This window comes from Paraburkholderia sp. PGU19 (assembly GCF_013426915.1).
In the GTDB taxonomy this organism is placed as follows: Bacteria; Pseudomonadota; Gammaproteobacteria; order Burkholderiales; family Burkholderiaceae; genus Paraburkholderia.
On record NZ_AP023180.1, the window covers coordinates 1,546,242 to 1,572,628 of the forward strand.

The window sequence follows — 26,387 nt, forward strand, 5'->3', positions numbered from 1 at the left end:
ATCCTCACGCTTCGACGGAAGCATCGACACCGCGAACGTGCGGGTGATGTCCGTGTTTGTCCACGATGTGCTCTTTCCTGTCGAGCTTTCGCAGAACGACATAGAAGACGGGTGTCAGCAGCAAGCCGAACAGCGTGACGCCCAGCATTCCAAAGAACACGGCAATACCGATCGCGTGACGCATCTCCGAACCCGCGCCGCTCGACACGACCAGCGGCACCACGCCCATGATGAACGCGAAGGACGTCATCAGGATCGGGCGCAACCGCAGCCGGCTGGCTTCGATCGCGGCCTGGACGATCGAGCGCCCTTCCATTTCCAGTTCGCGGGCAAATTCGACAATCAGAATCGCGTTCTTCGCTGACAACCCGACCAGCACCATCAGGCCGATCTGCGTGAAGATGTTGTTGTCGCCGTGAGTCAACCAGACGCCGAGCAGCGCGGACAGCACGCTCATCGGTACGATCATCAGAATGGCGAGTGGCAACGTGAGGCTTTCATACATTGCTGCCAACACCATGTAGACGAGCAGAACGCTGATCGGGAACACCCAGAGCGCCGCATTGCCCGCAAGAATCTGCTGATACGTCAGATCGGTCCACTCGAACTTCATCCCTCGCGGCAAGGTCTTGGCGGCGACTTTCTCGATGGCGGCCTGAGCCTGCCCCGACGAATAGCCCGGCGCAGGACCGCCATTGATATCCGCCGCCGTAAAGCCGTTGTATCGGACCACCGAGTCAGGACCGTAGGTTGGCGTAACTTTCACGAGCGTGGACAGCGGCACCATCTCACCCTTGTCGTTACGCGTCTTCAGCAATCCGATGTCGTCCATGTGCGCCCGGAATGGCGCATCCGCCTGCACGCGCACCTGATAGACACGGCCGAAACGGTTGAAGTCATTCACATAGAACGAACCGAGATAAACCTGCATCGTGGTGAAAATGTCGTTCACCGAGATACCCAATTGCTTGGCCTTCACGCGGTCAACGGCGACATTCACTTGCGGCACATTGATCTGGTACGTCGAGAACGCCGGGCCGAGTTCAGGTGTCTTCGCTGCCTCTTTGAGGAACGACTGGGTCGCGTTGTTGAGCGCGGTATAGCCCTGGGCCTGCTGGTCTTCGATCTGAAGCTTGAAGCCGCCCAGCGTGCCCAGCCCGAGAACGGGCGGCGGCGGAAACACCGCGACGAACGCTCCCTTGATGCCGGACAGCCGCTTGTTTAGTTCGGCGGCAATGCTCAGTCCGTTCATCGACTTGCCCTCACGCTCTTCGAAGGGCGTTTCGCCAAAGAAGATGACGGCCGAACTCGACGAGTTGGTAAAGCCGTTGATCGACAAGCCGGGAAACTGCACGGCCGATTCGACGCCCGGCGTCTTCAGCGCGATCTCTCCGACTTCGCGCACCACATCTTCCGTGCGGTCGAGCGATGCGCCGTTGGGCAACTGCACGATAGCGACCAGGTACTGCTTGTCCTGAACGGGAACGAATCCACCCGGCACGACCTTGCTCATGAGCACGGTCAGCCCCAGCAACACGGCATAGATCGCAAGAATCACGACCTTGCGGTTGACGACCTTCGATACGCCGTGGCTATACGACTCGGAGCCGCGGTGAAAGACCTTGTTGAACGCGTTGAAGAACGGTCCGAACACCCGATCCATGGCACGCGTGAGCCAATCCTTCGGGTCGTGATGCCCTTTGAGCAACAGCGCCGAAAGAGCGGGCGAAAGTGTCAGCGAATTGAACGCGGAAATGACCGTCGAAATGGCGATGGTCATCGCGAACTGCTTGTAGAACTGGCCCGTCAGGCCGTTCATGAAGGCGAGCGGCACGAACACGGCAATCAGCGTCAGGGCAATGGCGATAATCGGCCCGCTCACCTCCTGCATCGCCTGATGGGTCGCCTCCTTCGGCGTCAGGCCCGTAGAAATATTGCGCTCGACGTTCTCCACCACCACGATCGCGTCGTCGACCACGATGCCGATTGCCAGCACCATGCCGAACAGCGACAGCGCATTGATCGAGAAGCCAAATGCAAGCAACAGTGAGAACGTGCCGACAATCGAAACAGGCACGGCGAGCAGCGGGATGATCGACGCGCGCCACGTTTGCAGGAACACGATGACCACCAGCACGACCAGCGCGATGGCTTCCAGCAAGGTGTGAATCACGGCATGAATACTCGAACGCACGAACTGCGTCGGGTCATAGACGATGTCGTACTTCACGCCGTCTGGCATGTCGGCCTGGAGTTGCTTCATCGCCTCCCGAACGTGTTCCGAAATGTCCAGCGAGTTCGCTCCCGGCAACTCGAAGATCGCCATCGCCACCGCCGACTTGTTATTCAGCAGCGAACGGCGCGCGTATTCGGACGCCCCCATTTCGACGCGCGCGACGTCCTTGAGTCGCGTCACCGCGCCATCGGGCGATGTCTTCAGGACGATGTCGCGGAATTCGTCTTCGGTCTCGAGTCTGCCTTGTGCATTTACATTGAGTTGCAGCGGCGCATCGGGCGTCGACGGCGACGCGCCGACCTGGCCAGCGGCCACCTGAAGGTTCTGGTCGCGGATCGCTGTTACGACATCGTTGGCCGTCATGTTGTGCTCGGCTACCTTCTGCGGATCGAGCCACACGCGCATCGAATAGTCGCCGGAACCCCACAGCGTGACCTGGCCAACGCCGGGAATACGTTCGAGCCGGTCGCGAACGTTGATCAGCGCATAGTTGCGCAGATACGTGCTGTTGTACTTCTCGCTCGGGGAAACAAGGTGGACGACCATCGTGAGCGTCGGCGACGACTTGATCGTCGTGACCCCGAGGCGTTGCACGTCCTCGGGCAAGCGCGGCAGCGCCTGGTTCACACGCGTCTCCACCTGCTGCTGCGCGAGGTCGGGATTGGTGCCGAGCTTGAACGTGATCGTCAAGGTGAGCGTGCCGTCGCTATTTGCCTGCGACTGCATGTACAGCATGTTTTCGACACCGTTGATCTGTTCTTCGAGTGGCGAAGCCACCGTTTCGGCAATCACCTTCGGGTTGGCGCCGGGGTATTGCGCCGTCACCACGACGGACGGAGGGACCACGCCTGGATATTCGGAGATGGGCAGATTGACCATCGAGATCAGCCCCGCCAGCAAGATCATTGCTGACAGGACAGCCGCAAATATCGGGCGTTCGATAAAAAACTTGGAGAGGTTCATGACATTCTCTGGCTAGGCATGAAGGGCAAGGCGCGCGATGCGCGCACTCAGGAAGCCCTTGTCGTAGAGGCGGTGCCGCCCGACATCTGCACCGGGTTGGGCTTGACGGGATCGCCCGGACGAACGCGCTGGATACCGTTCACGACGACGCGGTCTCCCGGCTGGAGACCGCCCGTGATGACACGCAAACCCTGATGCTGGTCGCCCAGCTTCACTTCGCGGTATCGGACCTTGTTCTCCGAATCCACCAGCAGCACGAACTTCTTGTCCTGATCGGTCTGAATGGCTGCGTCGTCGACCAGCACGGCCTGATGCGGCACACCGCCGCCCACGCGAGCCCGGACGTAAAGGCCCGGGACCAGCACGCCGTCCTCGTTGTCGAAACGTGCGCGCACGCGAATCGTCCCGGAACTGGTGTCGAGCCGGTTGTCCACGGAATCGATCACGCCCTGCCGCGAATAACCTGTCTCGTTAGCGAGTCCGACGGAGACGGGTACAGTCACCTTCGAGTCGCGGCTGAGAAAGCGCAGGTACGTCTGCTCGTCGACGTCGAACGACGCATAGATGGGCGACGTCGACACCAACGTTGTCAGCACAGGCGCATTGGCTCCCGGCGAAACGATATTGCCAACCGTCAGTTCCGCGCGGGATACGCGTCCCGACACGGGCGCCGTGATGGCGGTGTAGCCCAGATTGATCTGCGCCGCTTCGAGCGCGGCTTTCGCCGCCTTCACGGCTGCCACTGCTTCGCGATTGGCGTTCTGCGCCTGGTCGTAGTCGCGTTTGGCGATGGCGTTGTCCGTCAGCAACCTTTGCGCGCGAGCCCAGTCCGCCGTCGCATAACCGTTGCGGGACTCCGCCGAAGCGAGTTGCGCGGCGGCCCGGTCGACCTCCGCCTGATACGGACGCGGATCGATCGTGACGAGCAGGTCGCCCTTTCTGACCATCGCTCCGTCGTGGAAATGGACGGCGACGATCGTTCCGGAAACGAGCGGCCGGATCTCCACGTTGTTGATGGCCTCGATCCGGCCCGAGTAGGCCTGATAGTCGGTGATGGTCTGCGAGACCACGGGCGCGACATCCACGTCCGCAGCCGGCGGCGCTGCAGCGGCAGCCGCCTCGCTCAGGGGCGCGCTGCCACGCACGTGATACGTCGCGGCAGTGCCCGCGACAATGACCAGGAAAACCGTGCTGGCGGCAACCAGCCTACGCTTTGACGGCATTTTTAAACTCCCATTTACTGGTTACATGAATCAGGAACGCTTCGGCGCAGCGCCAAGTTCTTTGCTGAAGAAGGTGGCAACGTCAGCGAGGACTTCCTGTTGTGCCGCCAGTTCGTAGTGCGCGACGCCGCGGTAGCGTGTGACAGTCGTGGGCACGCCCGCTGCGATCAGCCCGGCGGCGTACCGCTCTGCCTCCACGTGCATCAGGTCGTTTTCCGCGCTTGCGATAAATGCAGCAGGCAGTCCCGCCAGACGCAGGGACTCGATGGGCGCGGCGTAGGGATGAAGCCTCAGTGACGCCAACGGTAAATAGGCTCGATATCCGGAAGCGCATTCCTCCGCACACATATCTAGCGTTACCTCATCATCCAGATCAGGAAATCGCGTCATACTTGGATCGAGCAGCGGGGCAAGCAGTGCCTGGGCGGAAAAACGAAAAGAGGCCCGGTCACGGACCATCGCCGCGAGACCTGTCGCCAGATTGCCGCCCGCGTCGTGCCCGGCAACAGCCATTCGCTTCGCGTCGGCATGAAGCCCGCGCGCATGGGTGACGACCCACTGTGCAGCGAGGAATCCGTCATGAAGCGCGGTAGGAAACGGAAATGCCGGCGCCAGCGAGTAACCCACCGAGACGACCAGCGCATGCACCTTGAGCGCGATCTGCGAGCACATCGGATCGGACTGCTCGGGCGTGCCTTTCACGAATCCGCCGCCATGAAAGAAAAATATGACAGGCAACACGTCGCGCCTGCCGGGCGGACGATAGGTACGCAAGCGGATGGGCTGCGCGTGGCCGTCCAGATCCACGCTCTGAATTTCGATCGCCTGTTCGACGTTGATTGACATAGCCTGCAGGCCTGCGCCTTCCCGGATGTTTCGATGCGAGCAATTCTGTTCGAAGACGCGAATCAGATAAATGGTTATAATCCAGAACACTATTCACGGCAGCCGAAGAATCACAGGTATCTCCCGCCCTGCCGCGTCCGAAATCGAGTTGCAGCTGATTTGTGTGAGGTAAGGGAATATGGACAAGCTCCTGGCGATGAAGGTCTTCACCAAGGTCGTCGAGATGAACAGCTTCGCTCGCGCGGCGGACGCGCTGGACATTCCGCGTGCGTCGGCCACCACCATCATCAAGAATCTGGAAGCGAATCTGCACACGCGCCTGATGCAGCGAACCACGCGCCGCCTGAACCTGACGCCCGAAGGCGCGGGATATTACGAACGCTGCGTGCGGGTGCTCGCCGACATCGACGAGATCGAGGACAGCCTCGCCAATGTCGTCAAAGGTCCTCGGGGCAAACTCAGAGTGGACATGCCCGGTTCGCTGGGGCGCCTGATCGTGATGCCGCGCCTCGAGGAATTTCGCGAGCGGCACCCGCACGTCGAACTCATGCTGGGTTTCGGAGACAGACACGTGGACCTGATTCAGGAAGGGGTCGACTGTGCACTCCGGGTCGGCAATCTGGACGATTCCACGCTGGTCGCGCGGCGGCTCGGCGCCTTGTCGACCATCACGGCCGCCAGTCCGGCCTACCTCGCTCGCTACGGCGAACCTCGCTCACTCGAAGAACTCGAGCAACACGTCGCGGTGCACTATTTTTCCAGCCGTACCGGTCGAACCCTGGGCTTGAACTTCGATGTGAAGGGCGAAAGCAGGGACATGAAAATGAATGGCGGCCTGGCCGTCAACGATGCGGACGCTTACGTCATGTGCGGCGTCAACGGCGCCGGCATCATTCAGGCGCCGTTGTTCATGCTTGCATCGCATATCGAAGCGGGCGATCTCAAGGAAATACTCGCGCCGTGGAAAGTCCGTTCCATGCCGCTGTCTGCCGTCTATCCTCACAACCGGCATCTCGCTCCGAAGGTCCGGGTGTTTGTCGAATGGGTGGCGGAAATTTGCGCACAGTCGCCGCTTGCATTCGCGCGTAACCGTCCGCCGATCGACAGGGCCCGCGACGACCGTGTGGTTGCAACACAATCGCCGCTCCCCGCTGACGAGGTCTATTCCGATGAGATGGACATGGCAGTCAGCACCTGATCGGCGCAATCGATGAAATCGATCGCGACGATTTTTCACTTCATCCGAACACTGAAGCCGGCACGTGCATCTTTATCGCTCGCGTGTCGCTTCATACACTTGGGCTCACGCTGTGGGCAATCGTGTCCGTCTATCACCAACGTCACAACTCCACGATGAAATCGACCGTTCAAGCACTCGCCATCGCGGCAATCTTCGCCACACCACTGTCTAGCTACGCGCAGGCGAATCAACCGCTCACTCAGTCGCCCGTACGCACGGCGCCCGTAGCGGCCGATCAAGGCAGCCCCTCGCCACAGAGCCTTCGCACGCCGGGTCATTCAGCCGCCACGGACGAAGCGGGCTTTGGTGGCGACACGAAAGGTACGTCGCAAACGGGTGGGAGTGGCGATACGACAGTTAGCGCTTATTCGCCGCCCATTCGTATCGCGCATTAAGCAGAGCAGGCGCCCGTTCGCGAGCCGCGCCAAAACAAAAGAGGCGTCTCTGCGACGCCACTTCTCGTTGCCGCGCGAAACCACCAGCGTCATGCGCTTGACGTTTCCCTTCCCCACAGACTTGCCGCATACAGGGACTCGTCGAACTCGGGAGGCACGTCAGCGGCGAGCCGTTGCGCGTGCGAATCGATATCGCCGAGAAACAGATCGCGGCTGATGCGGCGAACCACGGCGGGAATATCGCGCTTCATGCTCGGCACATCGCCGACAGGCACACCCGCACTGACGAATCCCGCGGGGTTGTACACATGAATGTCCTTCAGATACGGCGCATCGCCCGGGACCTTCTCCTTGTATTCGAGCGCGTGACCGAGATACGGATGCGCGCCGAGCCCGTCGTCCGCCTCGTTGCTGGACGGCGTGAACTGGTCGCGCCACAACAGGATGTGCGACGCGAAACCGGCCAGCTCAGGGCGAGCGGAAGGATCGATGAAATAGCCCGTGCCCGCAATCGCGAAGTCGAAGCGAAACGTCTCGCCGGACACGACAGCCGCAATCTGCCCCGACGCTTCATGCGCGCTTTCCCACTGCGCGCCGAGATGCAGATGGAAGTTCTCGAAGCGCGTCACGCGCTCGATTGAATCCGGCGGCGCGGTCGAACCCGAGCGTTTGAAGCGCAGCGCCTGCGCCCAACGCAACGCGTCGGGCAGAGCGAAGTAGTTGTCGTATGCACCCGGATAGGCGCGCGCGCGTGATACGGGCGTGGCCGCGAGCGTCGTACGGCGCACGAACAGATGCACGTCCGCTGCGCCCGCTTCGAGCGCGGTCGCGGCGGCATCGAACGCAGAGGCCGCGCCGCCCAGCACGGCAACCGACTTGCCGCGCAACGCCGCGAAATCGATGGCATCGGACGTATGCGCGACAAGCTGCGGCGGCAAGTGTTCGAGCACCGCCGGCACGAATGCGCCGCCATTGCCCGCGACGCCATTGCACAGCAGCAGCTTGCGCGCCGTTTCGACACGCGCGACACCGTCTACTTCGAGATGAAGCGCGAAATGCGTGCCCTTCGGTTCGATTTGCACGAGACGCATGCCGTAGCGAACCGGAATCTCAAGAAAATCACGATACCACGCGAGGTATTCGGCCCAGCGTTCTCGCGGAATGCGGTCGATGTCCTGATACGACGCCGCGCCTAAACGCGCTTCGTACCACGCGCGAAAACTCAAACCCGGCAAGCCGCCTTCGGGCCCGACAAGCGTCTTCGGCGTACGCAGCTTGTTCATGCGCGCACGGTTGAGCCATACGCCCGCCTTTGCTGCATTCGCCGCGGCATCGATCACGCTGACGCGGCCAATGCCCGCGCGCCGCAACGCAAACGCGAACGCACAACCCGTCTGCCCCGCGCCGACGATAAAAACGTTGTGATCGACGCCTGGCCGGTCCGGCACCCAGTTGTCGGGCGCGGGTCCCAGCAGATCGAGCGTACGGCGTGCATCGCGGTCCACATCGGCAGTCTGTGTCATGGGTCAGTTTTCCTTGTTGGCGGCGTATTGCCGGTGCCATTCCTGCAACCGTTGCGACGGCGGCATGTGCCACTTGTTGCCTTCGTCGATGAGAAAACCGCTGCGATGCCAGTCCTTGACGATCTTGTCGAAGGCGGCAACGGCATCGATCTGTCCTTTGCGCACCCAGATCACAGAAGGCGACGGAATCAGCTGCGTCGGCATCGGCGATTCATAGTCCTTCCATTCACCCGATGGGTTCACAAGACGCGCCTCGATGCCCGGCGTCACGTGAACCGACGCGACGCACGTGCCGCCGCGCAGCGCGAGCAGCGCTTCGGGCATGCCCTTGAATGCCTTGACCTGCGCGCCGTATTGCTCGATCAGCGGCTTCGTGTAGTTGCTGCCTTGCGAGACGCAGACGGGCTTGTCACGCAAATCCTTCCAGTCGTGGATGCCCGCGTCCTTGTGCACCATCGCGCTGCCGCCGATCTCTTCGAAAGGCGTCGGCACGTAGCTGAGTATTTCGTCGCGCTCCTTCGTGTACTGCATGCTGGCGATCAACGCATCCACCTTGCCTTGTTGCAGGAACTGCACGCGGTTCGGCGGCGTCACTTCAATCGCTTCGAACTTCACGCCGAGATGGCTCGCGAGGCTTTCGCCCAACTCGACGTTGTAGCCGATGGGCTTGCGCGTCGCGGGATCGAGCGTGCCGTAGGTGCCGTCGAGCACGACGCCGACGACCAGCGTGCCGCGCGCCTTGATGCGGTCCAGCGTGGCGTCCGCGTGCGCGGTGCCTGTCGATGCGACGCATGCGACGACGGCGGACAAAAGCGTGGTTGCGCGCCGCGCGCGCTTCGAAAGACGGGCGATCATGAACGAGTCAGCTCGGGATGAACATCCGCACCAGACGATTGCGCATCGATGCGGAAGTGTTGAAGTTCGTCCGGCGCGCACTGCGCGATGAGACCCGTTTCCCATGCCAGATAGGCGCGCGCGGCATCGAGATTGCCTTCGTGCCGGTCGTGGACGAAGAACAGATAGTCGATACGTTCGCTGTCCGGCGGCGATGCGGGCGAGGCTTCGAGCGGATAGCCTGCCTGTTTGAAGGTGTCGAGGCCTGCCTCCGCGATCGATACGCTTATGAAGCCGGCTTCGCGCAGATCGAGCGCCGCGAGCGCGGCCAGTTCAGTCGAATCCGCGAACAGCACGATGCGATCGGATCGCGCGGCGCTCTCCAGCGTGTTGGGCAACTTCGGACGAATCGACCAGCGCGCGCCTTCTGGATGGCCACCGCGATGCGCCGCGCTGGAGCGCAGATCGATCAGATGCAAGCCGCTGGTGCCTCGCAGCGCACGCAGTTCGTTCGCATCGATCCGGCCTTCTGCTAGCCCGTGTGTTTCAACAACGGCGCGATGTAATGCCTTTGCCTCGTGCGCTGGAACGAGCGCCGTTTCGATGCCGAGTTGCACGAGCCATGTGGCGATGACAGGCGCGCGCACGCCATCGTGATCGACCAGCAGCACACGCGCATTGCGCACGCCGATCGTCTGGTCCGTCGCCTGAAGAAGCTGGCCGCCCGGCGCGTGTACGGCGGCTCGCACGCCGTCACGCGCGAACTCGTCGGCGCTGCGCACATCGAGGAGATAGGTTGTGCGATCCGTCGCATCGAGCCACGCCTGCGCGCGCTTTGCGTCGAGCGTTTTCAGCGAGAAGCGCTCCACCAGTCTGGAAGCACGATCACGCGCGTCGGCCAATGCGCGTTCATCGACAGTCTCGGGATAACGTCTCCCACTCCCGTGCTCGAGTGTGAGGCCCGCAAGCGCCCAGCCTTGCGTGCCGTTTTCCAGCGCGACAACGCGATTCGGCAAACCGAAGCTGCGCAGCAACTGCGCACCGATAATGCTGCGCGTGCGACCCGCGCAGTGAATCACGACGGGGGTATCGGGATCGCCTGCAAGCGCGCCGATACGGTAGGCCAGTTCGCCGTTTGGACAGCTCACCGCGCCGGGTATCGTCATCTTCCTGTGTTCTTCGACCGTGCGGCCGTCGAGCAGCACGAGCGGCTTGCCTTCGGCCTGCAAACGCGCGAGTTCCGTCGCCGAAACACGCGGCGTCTCGTACGCATGCTCGACCAGTTCGCCGAAGGTTTTCGACGGCACGTTCACGCCTTTGAAAAGCGTGTAACCCGCAGCGGACCATCCGGGGGCGCCACCTTGCAACACAAAAACCCGCGTATAGCCCAACGCATGCAGCCGTCGCGCTGCGCGCCGCGCAATCGCTTCTTCGTTCGCGCCATCGTCGAGCAAAACGACGCGTACATTGCGGCGCGGCGCGAGCCGGCTGACGTCGAGTTCCAGCCTGCTATACGGCAGTGGAATCGCAAAGAACGGATGACCTTCGCCGAACTCGCCGGCTTCGCGCACATCGAAAAGCGCGAGTTCGTCGCCGTCGTTCAGCCATTCGCGCACGGTGGTCGCAGGTATCAGCGAAAAACTGTCTGTCATTCGGAATAGAGGCAATGAAGTGAGAGTGACCGCGTCTATTGCACGACGCGGCGAAACGCCTGCTTCAGATCATCAATCAGATCCGCAGGATCTTCGAGGCCGACATGCAGGCGCACGACGGGCTCGCTGCCGCGCCAGTAGCTGTGTTCGCGCACACGCGACGGTGGTGCGATCAATGCAAGGCTTTCGTAGCCGCCCAACGACGCGCCAATGCCGAATAAACGCAGCGCATCGATGAACGCACGCGCCTTGTCGTGATCCGCGTGGCGCAACGCAAACGAAACCAGCCCGTTGGCACCCGCAAAATCGCGACGCCAGAGTGCGTGACCGGGATCGTCAGGCAACGCGGGATGAAACACGCGTGCAACCGCGTGGCGCTCCGTCTGCAAATACTGCGCGACTTCGAGCGCATTGCGGCCATGCTGCGCGAGGCGCACCGCGAGCGTGCGGATGCCGCGCAGCGCGAGATAGGCATCGTCAGCGCCGACGCTCAGGCCGAGCGCATCGTGCGTATCGCGCAGCTTCCGGGCGAGCGCCGCATTGGCCGTCGATACCACGCCCTGCATCAGATCCGAATGCCCGCCGAGGTATTTCGTCGTGGCCTGCACCGAGATATCCGCACCGAGCGCAAGCGGCCGATACAGCAGCCCCGCGCCCCACGTGTTGTCGGCCGCAAGCAGGATGCCGCGCTCGCGCGCGAACATGGCGAACGCGGGCACATCGACCACTTCATAAAAGAACGACGACGGCGACTCCGCGTAGATCAGCCGCGTGTTCGACCTGACCCGCGCTGCGGGCACGCCTTCGCTCGCACTGAAGTAGCTGAACGACACGCCGAGCCGTGTAAGCAGCGGCTCGACACGCTCGCGCACCGGTCCGTAGACACTGTCCTGCACGAGTACGTGATCGCCCGGCGACAACAGCGCGATAAACACCAGCGTAATCGCCGACAAACCGGAAGGCGCGAGCAGCACTTCACTTGCGCCTTCCAGTTCGCCGATTGCGGCTTCGAGCGCGCGATGTGTCGCCATGCCGTGCCGTCCATACGTACCGACGGATTCGCCCGCTTCGCGCCGATGATGCAACTCGACGAGAACCGCGTCGCTCTCGAAACGCACCGTACTCGCGCGCACGACGGGCACGTTGACAGGCGCCGCGCCGTCTTCGAACGCTGGCGCGCCGGCGCGCAGAACGCGTGTCAGCAAATGATCATCCATTGCCGCCATCAGCCGACCGCCTGCGTCGCGCGTTGCATGTGCGTCGCGTTGTATCGCACGACGACGCCCGTATCGGGCTCGAAACCGAGGCGGCCCGTCAACGTTTCGAGCGGACGGCCATACAGATGGAAATGCAGCGTCGGCTCCGCGCCGCCGACGTGAATGCTGTGGATATCGTCAGGCAGAAACGCGATCGGCACCCCGGGCCGCACGACCACCTCATGCGACAGTTCGAGTTGCGCGCGCTCCGGGTCGCGGCCGTCGTCCGTGCGCCGGTAGACACGGTTCAGCTCTGCACCGTCGATGGCGGCGATCACGGCCCATGTGTCGTGGTTGTGCGGAATCGTCGTCTTGCCCGGCAGCAGTGAGTTCAGATACAGCGCAAAGCCGTCTTCGCCAGGATTGAGCCGGTAGCGCGTCGACGTGTCGCCGCTGTCGCGCTGCGGCGGCGGGAAATCAGCGGCATCGAACAGTGTGCGCTGCGTCGCGAGTTCCAGCAGCCGCGCACTGATCGCGGCGAGCGCATCACGCGTGACGCCTTTCTCTTCGATGATCTTGCGCGCACCGGAAAGCAGCGTCTGCACCGCTTCGCGGCGTTGCGCAGCGACGGCACCGATGGTTTCGTTCGTGATTGTGCTCATGGTCGTGAGGATGATGGATCGTTGAAAATACACGCGTGGTCCTGTACGCGCCGCCGCGCCCGGCCTGTGCGGTCGTCGCCGCGGGCGCGCTGCAGAAAGAGTCTGGTTCGCTCGTGGATGGGATCGTGAAAGAGCTGCCGTGCGCTGCCGTGCTCGACGATCACGCCACCTTCCGTGAAGAACACTTCATCGCTGATGTCTTCGGCAAAGCGCATTTCGTGCGTGACGAGCACACAGGTCTGCCCTTCGTCGGCCAGTTCGCCGATCACGTTCAGCACTTCGCCGACCGTTTCGGGATCGAGCGCCGACGTCACTTCGTCGAACAGGATCAGGTCGGGCCGCATCGCGAGCGTGCGTGCAATCGCGACGCGCTGCTGCTGCCCACCCGACAGCGCGCCCGGATAGGCCTTCGCCTTATCGGCGAGACGCACCTTCGCGAGCAGCGCGTGCGCGTCGCTCTCGGCTTCCGCGCGGCTGCGCCCGAGCACGCGCATCGGCGCGATGATCAGGTTGTCCACCACGTTCAGATGCGGAAACAGGTTGTATTGCTGGAACACAAAACCGATCCGCTTGCGCAGCGCGATGCGTTGCGCGTCTGTTCTCTGCGCGCGCACGTCGATGCCATCGACGTGAATCTCGCCGCTTTGAGGCGCAACCAGTCCGTTGACACAGCGCAAGATCGTCGACTTGCCCGAACCTGATGGGCCGATGATCGACACGGCTTGCCCGCGTTGGACGGACAGATCGATGCCATTGAGCACGGGCGTATTGCCGTAGGCGAGGCGCACGTCGCGCAGCGCCAGCAGCGCGTCTTCCGCGCCGCGTCCCTTCGAGAGCGCTGCCTGTTCATCAATGGCAATGCGGTTCATACGGCCTCCGTAGCGAAAGTGCGCGATGCGTCCGTGCCGACGCTGTCATGCGTGGGCTCCGCGACAGCCGCCGCGTTGAGCGCGAGGCCGATATGCGCTGCACGCTCCGAAAGAATGAGTGGTGTCATCCGCTGTCCTGTCGTCAGTGCTGATCGGCGGAACCAACGCATCGACGTCGAACGCCCACTCAGCAGCCGATCATTCTAGAAACGCGACCGTCATTCGCTAACCAACGAATAGACGAAACCATATGCGGCGATCTGCTATGTGCACGAAAGGTCCGCCACTGCATTGAGCGCCGCGCTTCAACGTCTGCGTGCTTTGCTTAGCAGATTCATTTGGTTTGCCGTGCATCGGGATTCGCATAGCGTATGCCATCGCAGTGGCGCATTGACTGCATCGACGCGTGCGCCCATTCCTTTCATTTATCCGATCGCTCATGACATCCAGCAAAGCGGCATATAACAAACGATTCGCGGCTCTCTCTCTGGTTACGGCCCTTTCCACTGCGGTAATCAGCGCACCCGCTCATGCGGACCAGACGCTCGACAAGATCAATTCGCGCCATGAAATCGCGGTCGGCGTGCTGATTGCGGGCAGCCCGTTCGGCTCGCTCGATCCGCAAACGCAACAGCCGCGCGGCATGAATGTCGATCTCGCCAACGATATCGGCAAGCGCCTCGGCGTAAAGGTACAACTGGTGTCCGTGCAACCATCGACACGCGTGCAGTTCCTGCAGCAAGGCAAGGTCGATATCCTGATCGCGAACATGGAATTCAACGCGCAGCGCGGCGAAATTCTCGACCACGTGCCGACGCCGTATTACCGCGTCGGCGGCACGGCCATTACGCTGAAATCGAGTGGCATTACGAAGTGGGAAGACCTGCGCGGCAAGCCCGTGTGCATTTCGCAGGGCAGCAGTTATATCCGGCCTGTCGTCGAGAAGTACGGTGCCGTGCCGCGCGCGTTCCCCGGCGCGTCCCAATCGCTGCTCGCGCTGCGCGGCGGCAGCTGCGTCGCGGCAGTGCATGACGCCGCACCGCTACTTTATCCGCTACAGCAGCGTGATCCCGAATGGCGTGACTACCGCACGCTGCAACCGGAACTCGAGCCTGCGCCGTCGGTGATCTGGGTGCGGCAAGGCGAAAAGGACACGGCAGCGAAGCTCGACGCGATCGTGCGCGACTGGCATCGCACGGGCTGGCTGATCGACGATGAAGCGAAAAACGGCCTGACGCCGCCTTCGGCGGCGCTGGCCGAATGGCATCACCAATTGCCTGCTGAGCAGTGAGCATGGCTGATTCGCTTCATGCGTTCATCGACACCGCCGCGCGCGCCGGACTCGACTATCGCTTTCTGCTAGACGCCTATGAGCGCGTGCCGTTTCTGCACGGGATCGCGGTCAGCATAGAACTGGTCATCGCGACGATGTTCGGGAGCGCGCTCGCGGGCCTGTTACTGCTCATCGCGCTGCGTCATCGCCATGCATGGATCGCGGCACCGGCACGCGCCTTCGTCGAACTCACGCGCAATACGCCGACGCTGGTCCAACTGTACTGCGCGTTTCTCGTGCTGAACATGCTGATCACACAATGGCTGCGCGAGAGCCACATCGACAACCCGTTCAAGCCGTTCTTCTGGGTCGTGCTGGTGTTGTCGCTGCACAAGGGCGCGTTTCATGCGGAAGCATTGCGCGCGGGCTTCGATGCGCTGCCCGTGCAAACGCTCGAAGGTGCGGCCTCGCTCGGCTTCGACCGCAGGACGCGCTTCTGGCGCATCGAATTGCCGCTGGCGCTTCGCACGGCATTGCCGGCGCTCGTGAACAATTTCGTCGAACTGGTCAAGGCGACGGCGCTTGCATCGGCGATTGCCGTAGGCGACGTCACGTATCAGTCGATCATGATCTGGACGCAGCGCGACAACGTACTCGCGTTGATGATCGTCATTCTGTTGTTCTTTGGTTTGCTGACATGGCTGGTCAGCCTCGCGGGGCGCTGGCTCGAACGACGTTTATGGATTCCCGGTTATGGCGCCTAGATCGGCTGCATCGCCCTTTTCCGATATCGAATCGCACCGCGATGGACGTGCACGCCGCATCACGCGGGCACGCGGACCTGCCCCTGGCGTCGCCGCCGCGCTCGGCGTGCTGATCGTCGGCGCGCTGCTCTGGACGCTCGCGCCTGACTCGGGCTCACGAGGCGAAACGCTCGCGCGCTTCGTCGAGTGGACACCCGCGCTCGCGCATGGCTTCGCGTTGAACGTACTGATCAGCGTCGGCGCGGTTTCGATCGGCTCGATCCTCGGTCTCGCGATCGGCGCGCTCGGACTCGCACCCTCGCTGCCGGGACGCATCGCACGATTCTGGGTTCAGGCTTTTCGCAATGCGCCGTGGCTGGTGCTCGTGTACTTCACGACTTATGTCTTTCCGTTCGAGTTCACTTTGTTCGGCACGACGTTGCCGTTTCCGGACTGGCTGAAGGTAACGCTCGCACTCGCGTTGCCAGCAAGCGCCAATATCGCCGAGGTTTTTCGCGGCGCGGTTGTATCGATACCGACGACGCAATGGGAAGCCGCCGGTTCACTGGCATTCTCTCGCGCGCAGATTCTGCGGCATATCGTGCTACCGCAATGCGTGCGCCGCATGTTGCCACCGTGGATGAATGTCTATGCGATCATCACGATGGGCACCGCGTTATCTTCGCTGGTCGGGATTCACGATCTGATCGACACGGCGCAGGTAGCAAGCAGCACGGTAGCGAGGTCCAGCTTCACGGTCCTCACCTATCTGGCGACGCTGGTTATTTTCTTTGCCTACTGCTATCCAATCTCGCTCTTTACCCGATGGCTCGAGAAGCGGATTGCCAATCCTTAGGGATTGTTGCTCGCAGGGCAGACGCAATGCGATGCGAGGCCACCTCTAGCCAACTCCACAAAAAATCCGACACGACGGCAGGACCGCACGGCACAATCCTGTTGACCCTGCCCTTGGGGTCACCCTCATGCTAACTGGCACTCGTCAACTAACAGAGAGGTGACTGATGACTCCTTCCACCCGCTGTCTAACCGCGTCAGAAGCGGCCAGAAGGCTCGGCGTATCCGTCAAGGCGTTACGGCTTTACGAACAGCAAGGATTGCTACGTCCGGGCCGAACGGCAGCAGGATATCGGTCGTACGGTGACAGCGATATGGCCCGTGCCGCCGAAGTCGTTGGCCTGCGCGCGCTCGGTCTCAGCCTTGCCGAAGTGGCTCGCGTTCTGGATGGCGATCCCCGAGGTTTGGGTGCCGCATTGGCAGCGCACGAAACGGCACTGGGGAATCAGGTTCACGCGCTGGTCGCGAGGCTCGACAAGGTGCGAAGGCTCCAGTCCGATCTTGCGCGAGGCCAGTTGCCCGGAGAGGGAGAACTGGCCTCGCTGCTCGATCGGACCGGTCCGGGTGTCGGCTTCGAACTGCCGTGGCCTTGGGGCGCGGAATGGTTCGAGTTGCGGGACATTCGCCCCGTGAACTACATCATCGGATCGCTGGGCAGCGGGAAGACACGGCTCGCGCGGCGCCTCGCGCAATCGCTGGAAGGCGCGGTGTTCCTCGGCCTCGACCGGCTCGACAATGACGGCGCGTCGGCAGTTGCGTTGCTGAACGGCGATCCCGATCTCGAGTCGCGCGTCGATCAGGCGTTGGCGTGGCTCGTCGATGAAGGCGCAAGCGCGGGCGCTTCGAACGCGCTGAGCGCTTTGCTCGTCGCGCTGGAAAGTGAAGCGCCTCATGCGCTGATCGTCGATATGATCGAACAGGATCTCGATCGATCCACCCAGGGGGCGCTGATCACGTATCTGCGCCATCGCGCGAAAACGGCGGGACGACCCGTGTTTCTGCTGACGCGCTCGTCAGCCATCCTGGATCTCGCGTTAGTCGGACCCGACGAAGCCATTATTCTTTGCCCCGCTAATCACAGTCCGCCTACGCGCGTGGCACCTTACCCGGGTGCGCCGGGCTACGAGGCTGTCGCCACGTGCCTGGCATCGCCCGAGGTGCGCGCGAGAGTCGCGCGCAGTCCGGAAACAGCGTGACGGGGCTATCCTTCAAGCTGAGCTCTCTATCTGACATTCAACCCTCATCGCCACCGCTGGACGACATCTAATTGAATGAGTAATCTGTGGGCGCAGGATGACGTTTGTTGGCCACGCCGATCTTGACCTTCGTCCCGGGGAGGACTCATGGAAGTGAGCACCGAAACGCTTGTCGACATGCTTAGAGAAGTCGAAGCAGTAGATCCCATCGACTACGCGGACCTGCCGTTTGGTGAGCAAGAACTCAAACGCCTCATTGTCAGTTCGCTCGTTGAACGTCATCACAACGTGGAAACGGGCATGTCCGTCTCCGATATTCATGCGTTGTATCTGCTGAGCACCGCAAAGCTCGTCCTTGAAAACACCGTGCTCCATGCACGATTGCTGCTTCTTCAAGGACATCAACTCGACATCGAGTCGCTGTTGGCGCCCTTCACCCTCAAAGGCAAGCGAAGCTAACTGACAGCACCCGGCCATGGGCGACCTGCCCCACACGCGGTACGGTGCCCGGCCGTTTCCTTTTCCCGTCGACGCTTATGGCTGACGTAGTGGCCCAAGAGCCGTCCGCGTTTCGGTCCGACTTGCGACTTGCGACTGGTGGCTACCCGCATCCTGCGTGGGCATGCGCATTGCGCTACAGGAAGTCTACCCATCAGGAGCAAAATCATGACGCCACTCGACCCCAACACGCAGTCTCAGTCCCAGTCACAATCGGCGGACCAGGGTGCGGGTATTGTCGGCATCGGTGTCGGCGACGGCCCCGGGCCTGAAGTGATGGCCGCATCCACACTGGATGGCACTAAAGTTGTAACCGCCGACGGCGAGCATGTCGGCAAAATTTCGGACATCATGCTCGACGTTCGTGACGGGCGGATTGCGTATGCCGTGTTGTCGGAAGGCGGCTTTCTCGGCATGGGAACGACGCTTCACGTCATTCCATGGAGCGCACTGACGCTGAACGCCGATGAGAAAGTCTTCCTCGTCAACCTGATGGCAGACGAAATCAAAAACGCGCCCGGATTTGACAAGGACCATTGGCCCTCGATGGCAGACCCGCAATGGGGTGCATCCGTCCACCACTACTACCGGCAACAGCCTTACTGGGACACCACGCGCGATGCGATAGAGGAACGGTCCAGCAATCTGTAACTGTCTGGTCAACCGCTGGCAGCGGGCGCCAGCACGGTCAACCGATGAGCCTGCGATACGCGCTGAGGTGCCGCAAGAGCCCCTGCTGGTCGCCGCGGATCTCACTGAGCCGGGCAAGGTTGAAATGCGCGTCGGCATGATCGGGGTCGAGCTGGAGGCATCGCTCATAGCCTTCCATCGCCGCCGCGTAGCGTTTCAACTCCTCCAGAGCGACCGCGCGGTTGAAATGCAACAGCGCATCGTCTGGAAAATGCGCCAGTGCTCGCTCGAACACAGACAGCGCTTCTTCGCAGCGCGTTTCGCTCTCGCAAAGCAGCACACCGAGATTGGTGTAGGCGTGATAGTGCGGTGCGTCGGCCAACTCGAGCACCTTGCGGTACGCCTGCTCCGCGCCGACGACGTCTGATCTGGCGAGTTGTTCTGCCAGGGCGAACCATTCCTCGACCTGTTGCGCTTTGCTTCGCAGCGTGCGGGGCGCAGTGTCGAGAAAGGCAACGTCACCCCGGAGCGGGGCGACCTCGAAATCGAGCAGATGCTGCCCTGACGTCGCGTCCCATTGGGATTGCCCCGTCTTGACCGCAATGGTGTCGCCGACGGCCGTGATACGAATGCCCGAAAGGGGAAGCGCTTCCGGCAGGTCGGCCTTCAGCCTGGCAAGCGCGCGCAAGATCTTGCGGGATGTGATTTTCGCCTCTTGCAGCTGAAATGCTGTGCGCAGAACGACGACGTCCTGGAACGTAAAGCGCAACTCGTTGCGCCGACCGCGAGAGGGCTCCACGAATCCGGCTGCGATCAGCCCGGAAAGCACACGTCGCGAAACGCCGAGCAACGATTGAAGGCTGCGCAGCGAGTAATCGTGTGATTGATTGCGGCTGCTCACTTTCGGGCTCGAACCTTTGCCGGCGGCGCTTCTTTGACTTCGGGCGTCGATGCGGCTCGCCGGGCGGGCCGACGGGGTTTGCTCGCAAGCACCGCGACATCGACAGGAGTAGCCTTCTTCGAAGCAGGCGTCTTCGCTGGCCCGGTTTTCTTCGTCTTGTTGGCCCCGAGGCTCGCGCGAAGCGCCTCCATCAGATCGATAACCTGGCCGCCCGAGTCCTCGGCAGGCGCTTCTGGCGACACGATCTGCTTACCGGCGATCTTCCGGTCTATCGCCTCCAGAATCCGCTTCTTTTCCTCGTCTTCGTATGCCGACGGGTCATAGGCATCTTCTGAAACCTGTTCGATTATCTGCAGCGCGAGTTGCAACTCGGCATCGGTCACGGCTATCTGCTCGATGTGCAAGTCGGCCAGTCCGCGCACTTCGTCTGCGAACAACAACTGCTGAAAGACCATGCCTTCATCGGCCGGCCGTATCTGCACGATACGGGTCTTGCCCTTGGACGACCATTTGGCCAATGCGCAGCGTTCGCTTTCTCGCATGGCTTGCTGCAGAAGGCAGTATGGCTTGCCGCCGCGCTTGTCGGGAGCGATGAAGTAGGCTTTGTCGTAATAGAGCGGGTCGACTGATTTTTCCGGGACAAAAGAGACAATTTCTACAACGTGCGACGCACCTTCTTCCAGGGCTTTGAGCTCTTCCGGTGCAAAGACGACGAACTGGCCCTTGTCGAACTCGTATCCCTTCTTCATATCCACTCGCGCCACGACTTCGCCCGTGGCCTCAGAAATATACTGTTGCTTCACGCGGCCGCCCTCCGGCGTCAGCAGATGGAAGCCGACTCCAGATGCAGTCTCGGTCGCCGAATACAGCTTCACCGGAATGGAGACCAGCCCGAAGGAAAGCGTGAGAGATGCGATTGAACGCGCTGCCATGACATCCTCCTGGTGGCCGCCGGATGCGGTCGCACGGCTCGTACGAAGATCCGGCTTGTCGACCCGGGCGGCCGGGCGCGGCCTTGACTGGATGCCGTGCCGCACCCGTTCGTCGAGCAGTTGAGCACTTGATGTGCCTATTCTACGACCAACCTGCATATCGCCCCTTCAATGGCACGGACCCGCATGAGACAAGGTCCATCGGGTAGCGCTCTTGCCGTCTCCGGCATACTGGCGAATAGCCTGGACAATCTCGACTGACTTTGCGTATCGAGCCCAATTTCGACCCGACACCCTCTTCCGATGCGATACGCCTCCTACTCGCGGCGCGCGACAGCGCTGACTATCGATTCAATCTGGTGGACTGCCGTCGTGCTGCTCGTCCCGCTCGGTCCCTCGACAGAGGACATCATGGCGGCACCCGAGTCCTACGCTGTGACTATCCTTTTCTGGTTGGCAATCGCGCAATGCCTTCCCATCCTGTTGACGGGCGTCATGTGGGCTGTATGGGGCACGTCACCCGGCAAACGCGCGTTGCGTCTTCGGATCGTGGATGCCGATACCGGACGCGCGATGTCCGTGCGACAAGCCGGTCTCCGCACACTCGGATATCTGCTGACCTTCGCGACTTGCGGTGCCGGATTTCTATGGGTGCTGTTTAACGACCGGAAGCAGACGTTACATGACCGGATAGCCAACACGACTGTGATTGAGGATGAAACGCGCGACCACGTCGGGACTTGAGCCACCTGGAAGACGCGGCGCGATATGGCGGATGCGGAAAACTTTTGCGTTATCGCGCCTACGCTCTCAGAGCAACACTAGGTGGATCTACGTCCTCAAGTCGATTTCCCTTGCCGGGATAGGCAGTCGTTTTGCATCCGTTGCTCCTTGCGCGCCGTATACGAGGTCAGAACGCATCGAGCGCTTGCACTTCGCCGCTATGCAAGCATCCTGTTCAGCGGCACATTGAATCCAGCGACACGGAAATATGCGCTGGCACGCCCAGGAGTCATGCCATGAAACACGCAACGCGGAAAGTTCAGTTAGTGCACGCTTTTGTCGCCGCGCTCTGCGGATGCGCTGCAACGATCTCGTACGCCGGAGGGAATGGCAACGGCGGAAACGGCAGCGGCGGTGCTCACGGTGCGGCGACGGCAGGGATGACGTATCACAGTGAGCCCGTGTCCAGCCCGTGGAACCGGATTCCCGGCGATATGTCCCGCAAGGCGACCGCGAACACAACGGATATGCCCGGCATGACACCTGTTGAAGGTGTTGATAATGTCAAGACCAGTCAGTAGTTGCAGTAGCGTCCGACGCTGCGAGAGCCTGCCTCGATCGCACGAAATTGATTGGCGTATACGGCTTGACGGCTGCCGTCCAGAGACGGCAGCCGCAAGTTGACACTTCACACGCAATCCGCCACGCCGGTCAATCGATCAGCGCAAGTTCCTCTGTCACCGCCAGGAAGCGAGCGATATCGCGAGCGGTATGGCAATGCAGTGGCGAGACACGCACGGCGCCCTCCAGACCGAACGACTTCAACATGCGCCCGGAGTAAAGGCTCGTGCCGATCCGCTCGTACACGATCACACCGCGCTTTTCGTATTCACGCACGGCGGCGGCGGGTTCGAGACGGTCGAATCCGATGCCGGCAATCAGATCGCGTTTCGTCAGATCGTCGTGATCCCAGAATACGCGCACGCCTTTCATCGCTCGCAACCCGCATTGCCCGTCCGTGCCATCGAGCAACGCCGCAAGCAGCGCGCGTTCGTGGTTTTCGATGCGCTGCATCCCTTGCACGAACAATTCCCGACGGTCATCCGCATCGCTGGATTGCCTGCCGATCCATGCGACGTAATCGACGATCGCGCTCACCACCGCAAACTGCGCAGGCGCGGGACTGCCGAGTTCCCATACGCCCTTTTCCTTCGCTTCGAGACGATGATGCGGAAGCTCCGCCATCCGATCGGACAACCACGCGATGCCCGAACCTCTGCATCCAAAGAACTTGTACGGCGCGACGTTGATGCCGTCGACGGGCGTTTTCTGCAGGTCGATTACCGCATGCGGCGCGTGCTGCACGGCGTCGACGATAATGAAAAGATCCGGCCGCTTTGCGCGCGCACGCTCCACAATGGCAGCGATATCGAGCTTCGCGCCCGAAATGTTCGACGCGTACATCACGCTCAGGAGTGCTGTGTCTTCGTCGATCAGCGACACGATCGCATCGACATCCACGCCCCCAGTTTCCGGATTGCTCGGCGCGATGCGCAGCGCTTTGCCGGTGCGTTCGCAATACAGCTTCATGGCATCGAACGACGACGGATGTTCGAGTATCGTCGTGACCGCATTCGTGCCGGGCACGTTTTCCATCACGGCGCGCACCATCTCGAACATCGCGGCCGACGCTGTCAGCGACGGATAGACACTGCCGCCTCGCGCATTGAAGATACGCCGGATATCCGCTTCGCCGCGCGCCTGAACGTCTTGCAGATAACGCGCGCGCTCGTGGATGCGCTCCGGACAATCCGGCAGCGCGTCGACGCTTGCAAATGCCTCCAACGCCGCCTTGAGCCGGAACGACCCACCGGCGTTATCGAAGAAGAGCCGCTCGCGCCCGTCCGTGTCGTGATCGACGAAATGGAACCGGCTCTTGATCTCCTGCATGAGGGACTCGGGAAAGAACTGCCCCTGGTTGCTGCTCATCTGAATTTGCTCCTCGATAGGGTGCTTTTACCTGCGTTCAGGCGTCGAGCGACGCGAGATACGCCTTGCCTTTTTCCGCGTCGTACTGTCCTTCCCACTTCGCGATGACGAGCGGCGCCAGCGCGTTGCCCACGACATTCAACGCAGTGCGTCCCATGTCCATGATCCGGTCCACGCCCGCGATGAACGCGAGCCCTTCGAGCGGGAGCCCGGCGCTGGCGAGTGTCGTCAGCAGGATCACGAACATGAAGCCCGGCACACCGGCGGCGCCTTTCGACGTCACCACCATCGTCAGGATCAGGACGATCTGTTCCTGCACGCCGAGATGCACGCCGTACAGTTGCGCGACGAACAGGGTGCCGATGCCCAGATAAATGGAGGCGCCATCGAGGTTGAAGGTGTAGCCCGTCGGCACGACAAAGGTGGTAATGCTCTTGGGCACGCCGAAGTCTTCCATCTTCTTCATCAACTGCGGCAGCACAGTGGCCGAACTGCACGTCGAAAAGGCAATGATCAGTTCATCCTTGATGACCTTGAGCAGCGTGAAGATATTGAAGCCGAACAGGCGCGCGGTGACGCCGAGCACGAAGACCGCAAACAGAATGATCGCGAGATACGTCACCGCGACCAGCTTGACCAGCGGCAGCAGCGATCCGAAACCGAAGTTCGCGACGGTCACCGCGATCAGCGCGCACACGCCGAACGGCGCGTAGCGCATCACCATGCCCGTGACCTTGAACATCGCGTCGCCGATGCCCTTCAGCGTGGCGAGCACGGGCTTTCTGTACTCCGCCGGCACGGACTGCAAGCCAAGCCCGAACAGCACCGAAAAGAAGATGACGGGCAACAGATCGCCCCGCCCCATCGACGCGACGATATTGTCGGGAATGATATTCAGCAGCAAGGACATGAAGCCGTGATGTCCTTGCGTCTGCGTAGCTTGCTGGAGATGCGAGATGTCCGTGTGGCCGAGTTGCGACATGTCGGTGCCGACGCCCGGCTGCAACACATTGCCGAGCACGAGCCCCAGCACGATCGCGATTGTCGTGACGACCTCGAAATACACCAGCGTCTTCAGGCCGATGCGCCCGAGCGCACGCCCATCTCCCACGCCTGCAATGCCGGCCACCATGCTGGTGAACACGATGGGCACGACGACCATCTTGATGAGGCGGACGAAAATGTCGCCGGCAGGCTGCAGAAAGCCTGTCACCACCGAATCACGCATTTGAGGAAAGGGGTTCAGCACGACGCCGACCGCAATGCCGACGACGAGGCCGATCAGTATTTGCCAGGCCAGTCCGATGCGCGGCTTGCGCTCGATGTGTTCAGCAGGCGGTGTTTCGATCACGGATTCCATGCGTTCTCCAGACGGACCGATTGATATGGATTGACGCGGGAGGCGGCGTGCCGTCTTGTGAGCGCGCTCGTTCGAGCCGTCCCGCATGCGCTGTGTTTCAGCTCGATGTCGAAACCATAAGCATCCAGAATAAACATAAAAAGCGATTTTTTTCTATGCGAACATATCGCTTTTATTCATGTCATGGCGACGCGATGCTGACCTTCAAGCAGATGGAAGCGCTGTACTGGATCGTGCAACTAGGATCGTTCGAGGCCGCGGCGACGCGTCTGAATACGACCCAGTCGGCGGTTTCCAAGCGTGTGCAGGAGCTTGAGCGCGCTTTCGATCTCGTGGTGTTCGACCGCGCCCATCGCAGCGCGCGTCTGACCAAAAAGGGAGCGGAGTTTTTCGAGTACGCGAAGGAGTTGCTGGAGCGCCGCGATCAGATCGTCGAGCGCGTCAGTTCGAAAGAGGCGCTCGTGAGACAGATACGCATCGGCGTCACGGAACTTACGGCGCTGACATGGCTGCCGCGCCTCGTCTCAGCGATACAGGCTGAATACCCGAAGGTGAAGGTGGAAGCGGAAGTTGAACTGAATGCGACGTTGCGTGAGCGGCTCGCCACTGACACCGTCGATGTGATCATCGTGCCGCAGACCCAGGGCACGGAACCGTTCGCGACCACGGCCGTTGGCCAGGTCGACAACGCGTGGATGTGCGCCGCGAGCCTCGCGCCGCGCAAGACGGCCATCCCGATCACGGAGATCGCGAAGTATCCTCTGATCCTGCAAGGCGGGTTGTCCGGCACGGGCTATGTTTATAGCCGCTTTTTGCAGGACCATGGCGTCAGCCTTCAGAAGGTGCTGGCGAGCAACAGCCTCATCGCGCAAATCGGTCTGACGTTGTCAGGGCTCGGCGTCAGCTATCTGCCCAAAGCCTGCCTGCGACATATGCTGGAGCGGCGTGCGCTCGTGATCGTGCCGACACGGCCCGCGCTGCCGCCGGTGAAATACATCGCGATGCATCGGGCAGACCAGTCGCATTCGTTGAGTGCGGCCATCGCGAGGCTGGCTGCGCAATCGTGCGATTTCACTTCGAATCTGCTCGACCCAGGGATGCCGCAACTGGACCCTGCGCAATAGTGATCGCGTGAAATCAAGGGCGTCTATTTGGGCCTTGCAATCGGCCTCGTCGATTCGTGCACGAGCGTCGTGCGACCCATGGACGCAGGACTGGCCGACATGTGGATGGCGACGGAAACTGGAACCAGGCCGTGCCTGCCGACGGCGGCTAAAGCGCCGGCGCGATGCGCGTTCGCCACTTCGTGGCGCCGCGCCTGAACCGCGCACACGCGGTCGAGGATAGTCTTAGCGCGGACGGCGATGCGATTCGGCGATGATTTCGCACACTTCCAGATGGGTGCGCCACGCGTCAATGAAAAATTCGCGTACACGGGCAAGGAAACCGCCTTTCGTAGCCGTCGAGGTAGCAGTAGCGTAGTTCATTGCAAGCTCCATTCAGGGTTATTGCCTAGGTATTAACCCTATAGTACACCCGTCTATGGTGCATTGCAAAATAAAATCCAACGCGTACTGACACCTTTTTCAGTGATGTTGTGATGGGGGCACATCCAGGAACCGGACACCGCGCCGATAGCGTCGGCGTT

General features: G+C 61.6%; 26 protein-coding genes. 11 read left to right on the forward strand and 15 right to left on the reverse strand.

Annotated elements, in window-relative coordinates; genetic code table 11:
- Positions 1 to 4: 4 nt before the first annotated feature.
- The 3 genes from H1204_RS24595 to H1204_RS24605 are packed head-to-tail and all read right to left on the reverse strand — an operon-like array spanning position 5 to position 5,229.
- A complete protein-coding gene (locus tag H1204_RS24595) occupies positions 5 to 3,199 on the reverse strand; it encodes an efflux RND transporter permease subunit (protein ID WP_180731153.1) in 3,195 nt (1,064 codons plus the stop codon).
- 47 nt (positions 3,200 to 3,246) lie between these two features.
- Positions 3,247 to 4,422, reverse strand: a complete 1,176-nt coding sequence (locus tag H1204_RS24600; protein WP_180731154.1) for an efflux RND transporter periplasmic adaptor subunit — start codon at positions 4,420 to 4,422, stop codon at positions 3,247 to 3,249.
- Positions 4,423 to 4,452: 30 nt separating this feature from the next.
- Positions 4,453 to 5,229 carry an alpha/beta hydrolase gene (locus H1204_RS24605; protein WP_346015748.1) on the reverse strand — a complete coding sequence of 259 codons (777 nt, stop codon included), beginning with the start codon at positions 5,227 to 5,229 and terminating at the stop codon, positions 4,453 to 4,455.
- A 217-nt stretch (positions 5,230 to 5,446) separates the two neighbouring features.
- Between H1204_RS24605 and H1204_RS24610 the strand changes: the two genes are divergently transcribed.
- Positions 5,447 to 6,466 carry a LysR family transcriptional regulator gene (locus tag H1204_RS24610; protein ID WP_180731156.1) on the forward strand — a complete coding sequence of 340 codons (1,020 nt, stop codon included), beginning with the start codon at positions 5,447 to 5,449 and terminating at the stop codon, positions 6,464 to 6,466.
- A 155-nt stretch (positions 6,467 to 6,621) separates the two neighbouring features.
- Positions 6,622 to 6,903: a hypothetical protein gene (locus H1204_RS24615; RefSeq protein WP_180731157.1), complete on the forward strand. Its 282-nt coding sequence runs from the start codon at positions 6,622 to 6,624 to the stop codon at positions 6,901 to 6,903.
- Between the two features lie 89 nt (positions 6,904 to 6,992).
- Here H1204_RS24615 and H1204_RS24620 read toward each other — a convergent pair whose 3' ends face one another.
- Genes H1204_RS24620 through H1204_RS52685 form a run of 7 tightly spaced genes read right to left on the reverse strand, consistent with a single transcriptional unit; the run spans position 6,993 to position 13,767 of the window.
- A complete protein-coding gene (locus tag H1204_RS24620; protein WP_180731158.1) occupies positions 6,993 to 8,426 on the reverse strand; it encodes an NAD(P)-binding domain-containing protein in 1,434 nt (477 codons plus the stop codon).
- 3 nt (positions 8,427 to 8,429) lie between these two features.
- A complete protein-coding gene (locus H1204_RS24625; protein ID WP_180731159.1) occupies positions 8,430 to 9,281 on the reverse strand; it encodes a transporter substrate-binding domain-containing protein in 852 nt (283 codons plus the stop codon).
- On the reverse strand, positions 9,278 to 10,912 hold the full coding sequence (locus H1204_RS24630; protein ID WP_180731160.1) for a rhodanese-like domain-containing protein: 1,635 nt from the start codon (positions 10,910 to 10,912) through the stop codon (positions 9,278 to 9,280). Before H1204_RS24630 ends, H1204_RS24625 begins: the two co-directional genes overlap by 4 nt.
- Positions 10,913 to 10,947: 35 nt before the next feature.
- The gene (metC, locus tag H1204_RS24635; protein WP_180731161.1) at positions 10,948 to 12,138 is read right to left on the reverse strand and encodes a cystathionine beta-lyase; all 1,191 of its coding nucleotides are present in this window, start codon (positions 12,136 to 12,138) and stop codon (positions 10,948 to 10,950) included.
- Complete coding sequence (locus tag H1204_RS24640) at positions 12,138 to 12,770, reverse strand: cysteine dioxygenase family protein (protein WP_180731162.1); 633 nt, start codon at positions 12,768 to 12,770, stop codon at positions 12,138 to 12,140. Before H1204_RS24640 ends, metC begins: the two co-directional genes overlap by 1 nt.
- Positions 12,767 to 13,639, reverse strand: a complete 873-nt coding sequence (locus H1204_RS24645; protein WP_180731163.1) for an amino acid ABC transporter ATP-binding protein — start codon at positions 13,637 to 13,639, stop codon at positions 12,767 to 12,769. Before H1204_RS24645 ends, H1204_RS24640 begins: the two co-directional genes overlap by 4 nt.
- Positions 13,636 to 13,767: a hypothetical protein gene (locus H1204_RS52685; protein WP_274608210.1), complete on the reverse strand. Its 132-nt coding sequence runs from the start codon at positions 13,765 to 13,767 to the stop codon at positions 13,636 to 13,638. The genes H1204_RS24645 and H1204_RS52685 overlap by 4 nt, the downstream gene beginning before the upstream one ends.
- A gap of 311 nt (positions 13,768 to 14,078) precedes the next feature.
- Here H1204_RS52685 and H1204_RS24650 point away from each other — a divergent pair, with 311 nt between their 5' ends.
- From H1204_RS24650 to H1204_RS24675, 6 genes are all read left to right on the forward strand, one after another.
- Positions 14,079 to 14,930, forward strand: a complete 852-nt coding sequence (locus H1204_RS24650) for a transporter substrate-binding domain-containing protein (RefSeq protein ID WP_180731164.1) — start codon at positions 14,079 to 14,081, stop codon at positions 14,928 to 14,930.
- Between the two features lie 2 nt (positions 14,931 to 14,932).
- Positions 14,933 to 15,676, forward strand: coding sequence for an amino acid ABC transporter permease (locus tag H1204_RS24655; RefSeq protein WP_180731165.1), 744 nt, complete (start codon positions 14,933 to 14,935; stop codon positions 15,674 to 15,676).
- Positions 15,666 to 16,511 carry an amino acid ABC transporter permease gene (locus H1204_RS24660; protein WP_180731166.1) on the forward strand — a complete coding sequence of 282 codons (846 nt, stop codon included), beginning with the start codon at positions 15,666 to 15,668 and terminating at the stop codon, positions 16,509 to 16,511. The genes H1204_RS24655 and H1204_RS24660 overlap by 11 nt, the downstream gene beginning before the upstream one ends.
- 166 nt (positions 16,512 to 16,677) lie before the next feature.
- Positions 16,678 to 17,706 (forward strand): MerR family transcriptional regulator, encoded by a 1,029-nt coding sequence (locus H1204_RS24665; protein ID WP_180731167.1) that lies wholly within the window; start codon positions 16,678 to 16,680, stop codon positions 17,704 to 17,706.
- A 147-nt stretch (positions 17,707 to 17,853) separates the two neighbouring features.
- Positions 17,854 to 18,165 (forward strand): hypothetical protein, encoded by a 312-nt coding sequence (locus H1204_RS24670; RefSeq protein WP_180731168.1) that lies wholly within the window; start codon positions 17,854 to 17,856, stop codon positions 18,163 to 18,165.
- Positions 18,166 to 18,372: 207 nt separating this feature from the next.
- Entirely contained in the window at positions 18,373 to 18,855 is a 483-nt protein-coding gene (locus H1204_RS24675) for a PRC-barrel domain-containing protein (RefSeq protein ID WP_180731169.1), read from the forward strand.
- 37 nt (positions 18,856 to 18,892) lie between these two features.
- Here the strand turns inward: H1204_RS24675 and H1204_RS24680 are convergent, their stop codons facing one another.
- A complete protein-coding gene (locus H1204_RS24680) occupies positions 18,893 to 19,735 on the reverse strand; it encodes a tetratricopeptide repeat protein (protein WP_180731170.1) in 843 nt (280 codons plus the stop codon).
- Complete coding sequence (locus H1204_RS24685) at positions 19,732 to 20,667, reverse strand: Ku protein (protein ID WP_180731171.1); 936 nt, start codon at positions 20,665 to 20,667, stop codon at positions 19,732 to 19,734. Before H1204_RS24685 ends, H1204_RS24680 begins: the two co-directional genes overlap by 4 nt.
- A gap of 303 nt (positions 20,668 to 20,970) precedes the next feature.
- On the opposite strand from H1204_RS24685, the gene H1204_RS24690 reads away from it, so the two are divergent.
- Together H1204_RS24690 and H1204_RS24695 are read left to right on the forward strand one after the other, a co-directional pair.
- Positions 20,971 to 21,411 carry an RDD family protein gene (locus H1204_RS24690; protein WP_180731172.1) on the forward strand — a complete coding sequence of 147 codons (441 nt, stop codon included), beginning with the start codon at positions 20,971 to 20,973 and terminating at the stop codon, positions 21,409 to 21,411.
- A gap of 275 nt (positions 21,412 to 21,686) precedes the next feature.
- Complete coding sequence (locus H1204_RS24695) at positions 21,687 to 21,971, forward strand: hypothetical protein (protein ID WP_180731173.1); 285 nt, start codon at positions 21,687 to 21,689, stop codon at positions 21,969 to 21,971.
- Positions 21,972 to 22,101: 130 nt separating this feature from the next.
- Here H1204_RS24695 and H1204_RS24700 read toward each other — a convergent pair whose 3' ends face one another.
- Positions 22,102 to 23,379: an aminotransferase class V-fold PLP-dependent enzyme gene (locus tag H1204_RS24700; RefSeq protein WP_180731174.1), complete on the reverse strand. Its 1,278-nt coding sequence runs from the start codon at positions 23,377 to 23,379 to the stop codon at positions 22,102 to 22,104.
- Between the two features lie 37 nt (positions 23,380 to 23,416).
- The gene (locus H1204_RS24705) at positions 23,417 to 24,739 is read right to left on the reverse strand and encodes a cation:dicarboxylase symporter family transporter (RefSeq protein ID WP_180731175.1); all 1,323 of its coding nucleotides are present in this window, start codon (positions 24,737 to 24,739) and stop codon (positions 23,417 to 23,419) included.
- A gap of 194 nt (positions 24,740 to 24,933) precedes the next feature.
- On the opposite strand from H1204_RS24705, the gene H1204_RS24710 reads away from it, so the two are divergent.
- The gene (locus tag H1204_RS24710; protein ID WP_180731176.1) at positions 24,934 to 25,863 is read left to right on the forward strand and encodes a LysR family transcriptional regulator; all 930 of its coding nucleotides are present in this window, start codon (positions 24,934 to 24,936) and stop codon (positions 25,861 to 25,863) included.
- Positions 25,864 to 26,088: 225 nt separating this feature from the next.
- On the opposite strand, the gene H1204_RS24715 is transcribed toward H1204_RS24710, so the two are convergent.
- The gene (locus H1204_RS24715) at positions 26,089 to 26,226 is read right to left on the reverse strand and encodes a hypothetical protein (protein ID WP_180731177.1); all 138 of its coding nucleotides are present in this window, start codon (positions 26,224 to 26,226) and stop codon (positions 26,089 to 26,091) included.
- Positions 26,227 to 26,387 lie beyond the last annotated feature (161 nt).

Excerpts from the sequence above, each read along its gene's own strand:
- H1204_RS24595 (WP_180731153.1), bottom strand. The coding sequence starts at position 3,199 with ATGAACCTCTCCAAGTTTTTTATCGAACGCCCGATATTTGCGGCTGTC.
- H1204_RS24600 (WP_180731154.1), bottom strand. The coding sequence starts at position 4,422 with ATGCCGTCAAAGCGTAGGCTGGTTGCCGCCAGCACGGTTTTCCTGGTC.
- H1204_RS24610 (WP_180731156.1), top strand. The coding sequence starts at position 5,447 with ATGGACAAGCTCCTGGCGATGAAGGTCTTCACCAAGGTCGTCGAGATG.
- H1204_RS24615 (WP_180731157.1), top strand. The coding sequence starts at position 6,622 with ATGAAATCGACCGTTCAAGCACTCGCCATCGCGGCAATCTTCGCCACA.
- H1204_RS24620 (WP_180731158.1), bottom strand. The coding sequence starts at position 8,426 with ATGACACAGACTGCCGATGTGGACCGCGATGCACGCCGTACGCTCGAT.
- H1204_RS24625 (WP_180731159.1), bottom strand. The coding sequence starts at position 9,281 with ATGATCGCCCGTCTTTCGAAGCGCGCGCGGCGCGCAACCACGCTTTTG.
- H1204_RS24630 (WP_180731160.1), bottom strand. The coding sequence starts at position 10,912 with ATGACAGACAGTTTTTCGCTGATACCTGCGACCACCGTGCGCGAATGG.
- metC (WP_180731161.1), bottom strand. The coding sequence starts at position 12,138 with ATGGCGGCAATGGATGATCATTTGCTGACACGCGTTCTGCGCGCCGGC.
- H1204_RS24640 (WP_180731162.1), bottom strand. The coding sequence starts at position 12,770 with ATGAGCACAATCACGAACGAAACCATCGGTGCCGTCGCTGCGCAACGC.
- H1204_RS24645 (WP_180731163.1), bottom strand. The coding sequence starts at position 13,639 with ATGAACCGCATTGCCATTGATGAACAGGCAGCGCTCTCGAAGGGACGC.
- H1204_RS52685 (WP_274608210.1), bottom strand. The coding sequence starts at position 13,767 with ATGACACCACTCATTCTTTCGGAGCGTGCAGCGCATATCGGCCTCGCG.
- H1204_RS24650 (WP_180731164.1), top strand. The coding sequence starts at position 14,079 with ATGACATCCAGCAAAGCGGCATATAACAAACGATTCGCGGCTCTCTCT.
- H1204_RS24655 (WP_180731165.1), top strand. The coding sequence starts at position 14,933 with ATGGCTGATTCGCTTCATGCGTTCATCGACACCGCCGCGCGCGCCGGA.
- H1204_RS24660 (WP_180731166.1), top strand. The coding sequence starts at position 15,666 with ATGGCGCCTAGATCGGCTGCATCGCCCTTTTCCGATATCGAATCGCAC.
- H1204_RS24665 (WP_180731167.1), top strand. The coding sequence starts at position 16,678 with ATGACTCCTTCCACCCGCTGTCTAACCGCGTCAGAAGCGGCCAGAAGG.
- H1204_RS24670 (WP_180731168.1), top strand. The coding sequence starts at position 17,854 with ATGGAAGTGAGCACCGAAACGCTTGTCGACATGCTTAGAGAAGTCGAA.
- H1204_RS24675 (WP_180731169.1), top strand. The coding sequence starts at position 18,373 with ATGACGCCACTCGACCCCAACACGCAGTCTCAGTCCCAGTCACAATCG.
- H1204_RS24685 (WP_180731171.1), bottom strand. The coding sequence starts at position 20,667 with ATGGCAGCGCGTTCAATCGCATCTCTCACGCTTTCCTTCGGGCTGGTC.
- H1204_RS24690 (WP_180731172.1), top strand. The coding sequence starts at position 20,971 with ATGCGATACGCCTCCTACTCGCGGCGCGCGACAGCGCTGACTATCGAT.
- H1204_RS24695 (WP_180731173.1), top strand. The coding sequence starts at position 21,687 with ATGAAACACGCAACGCGGAAAGTTCAGTTAGTGCACGCTTTTGTCGCC.
- H1204_RS24700 (WP_180731174.1), bottom strand. The coding sequence starts at position 23,379 with ATGAGCAGCAACCAGGGGCAGTTCTTTCCCGAGTCCCTCATGCAGGAG.
- H1204_RS24705 (WP_180731175.1), bottom strand. The coding sequence starts at position 24,739 with ATGGAATCCGTGATCGAAACACCGCCTGCTGAACACATCGAGCGCAAG.
- H1204_RS24710 (WP_180731176.1), top strand. The coding sequence starts at position 24,934 with ATGCTGACCTTCAAGCAGATGGAAGCGCTGTACTGGATCGTGCAACTA.
- H1204_RS24715 (WP_180731177.1), bottom strand. The coding sequence starts at position 26,226 with ATGAACTACGCTACTGCTACCTCGACGGCTACGAAAGGCGGTTTCCTT.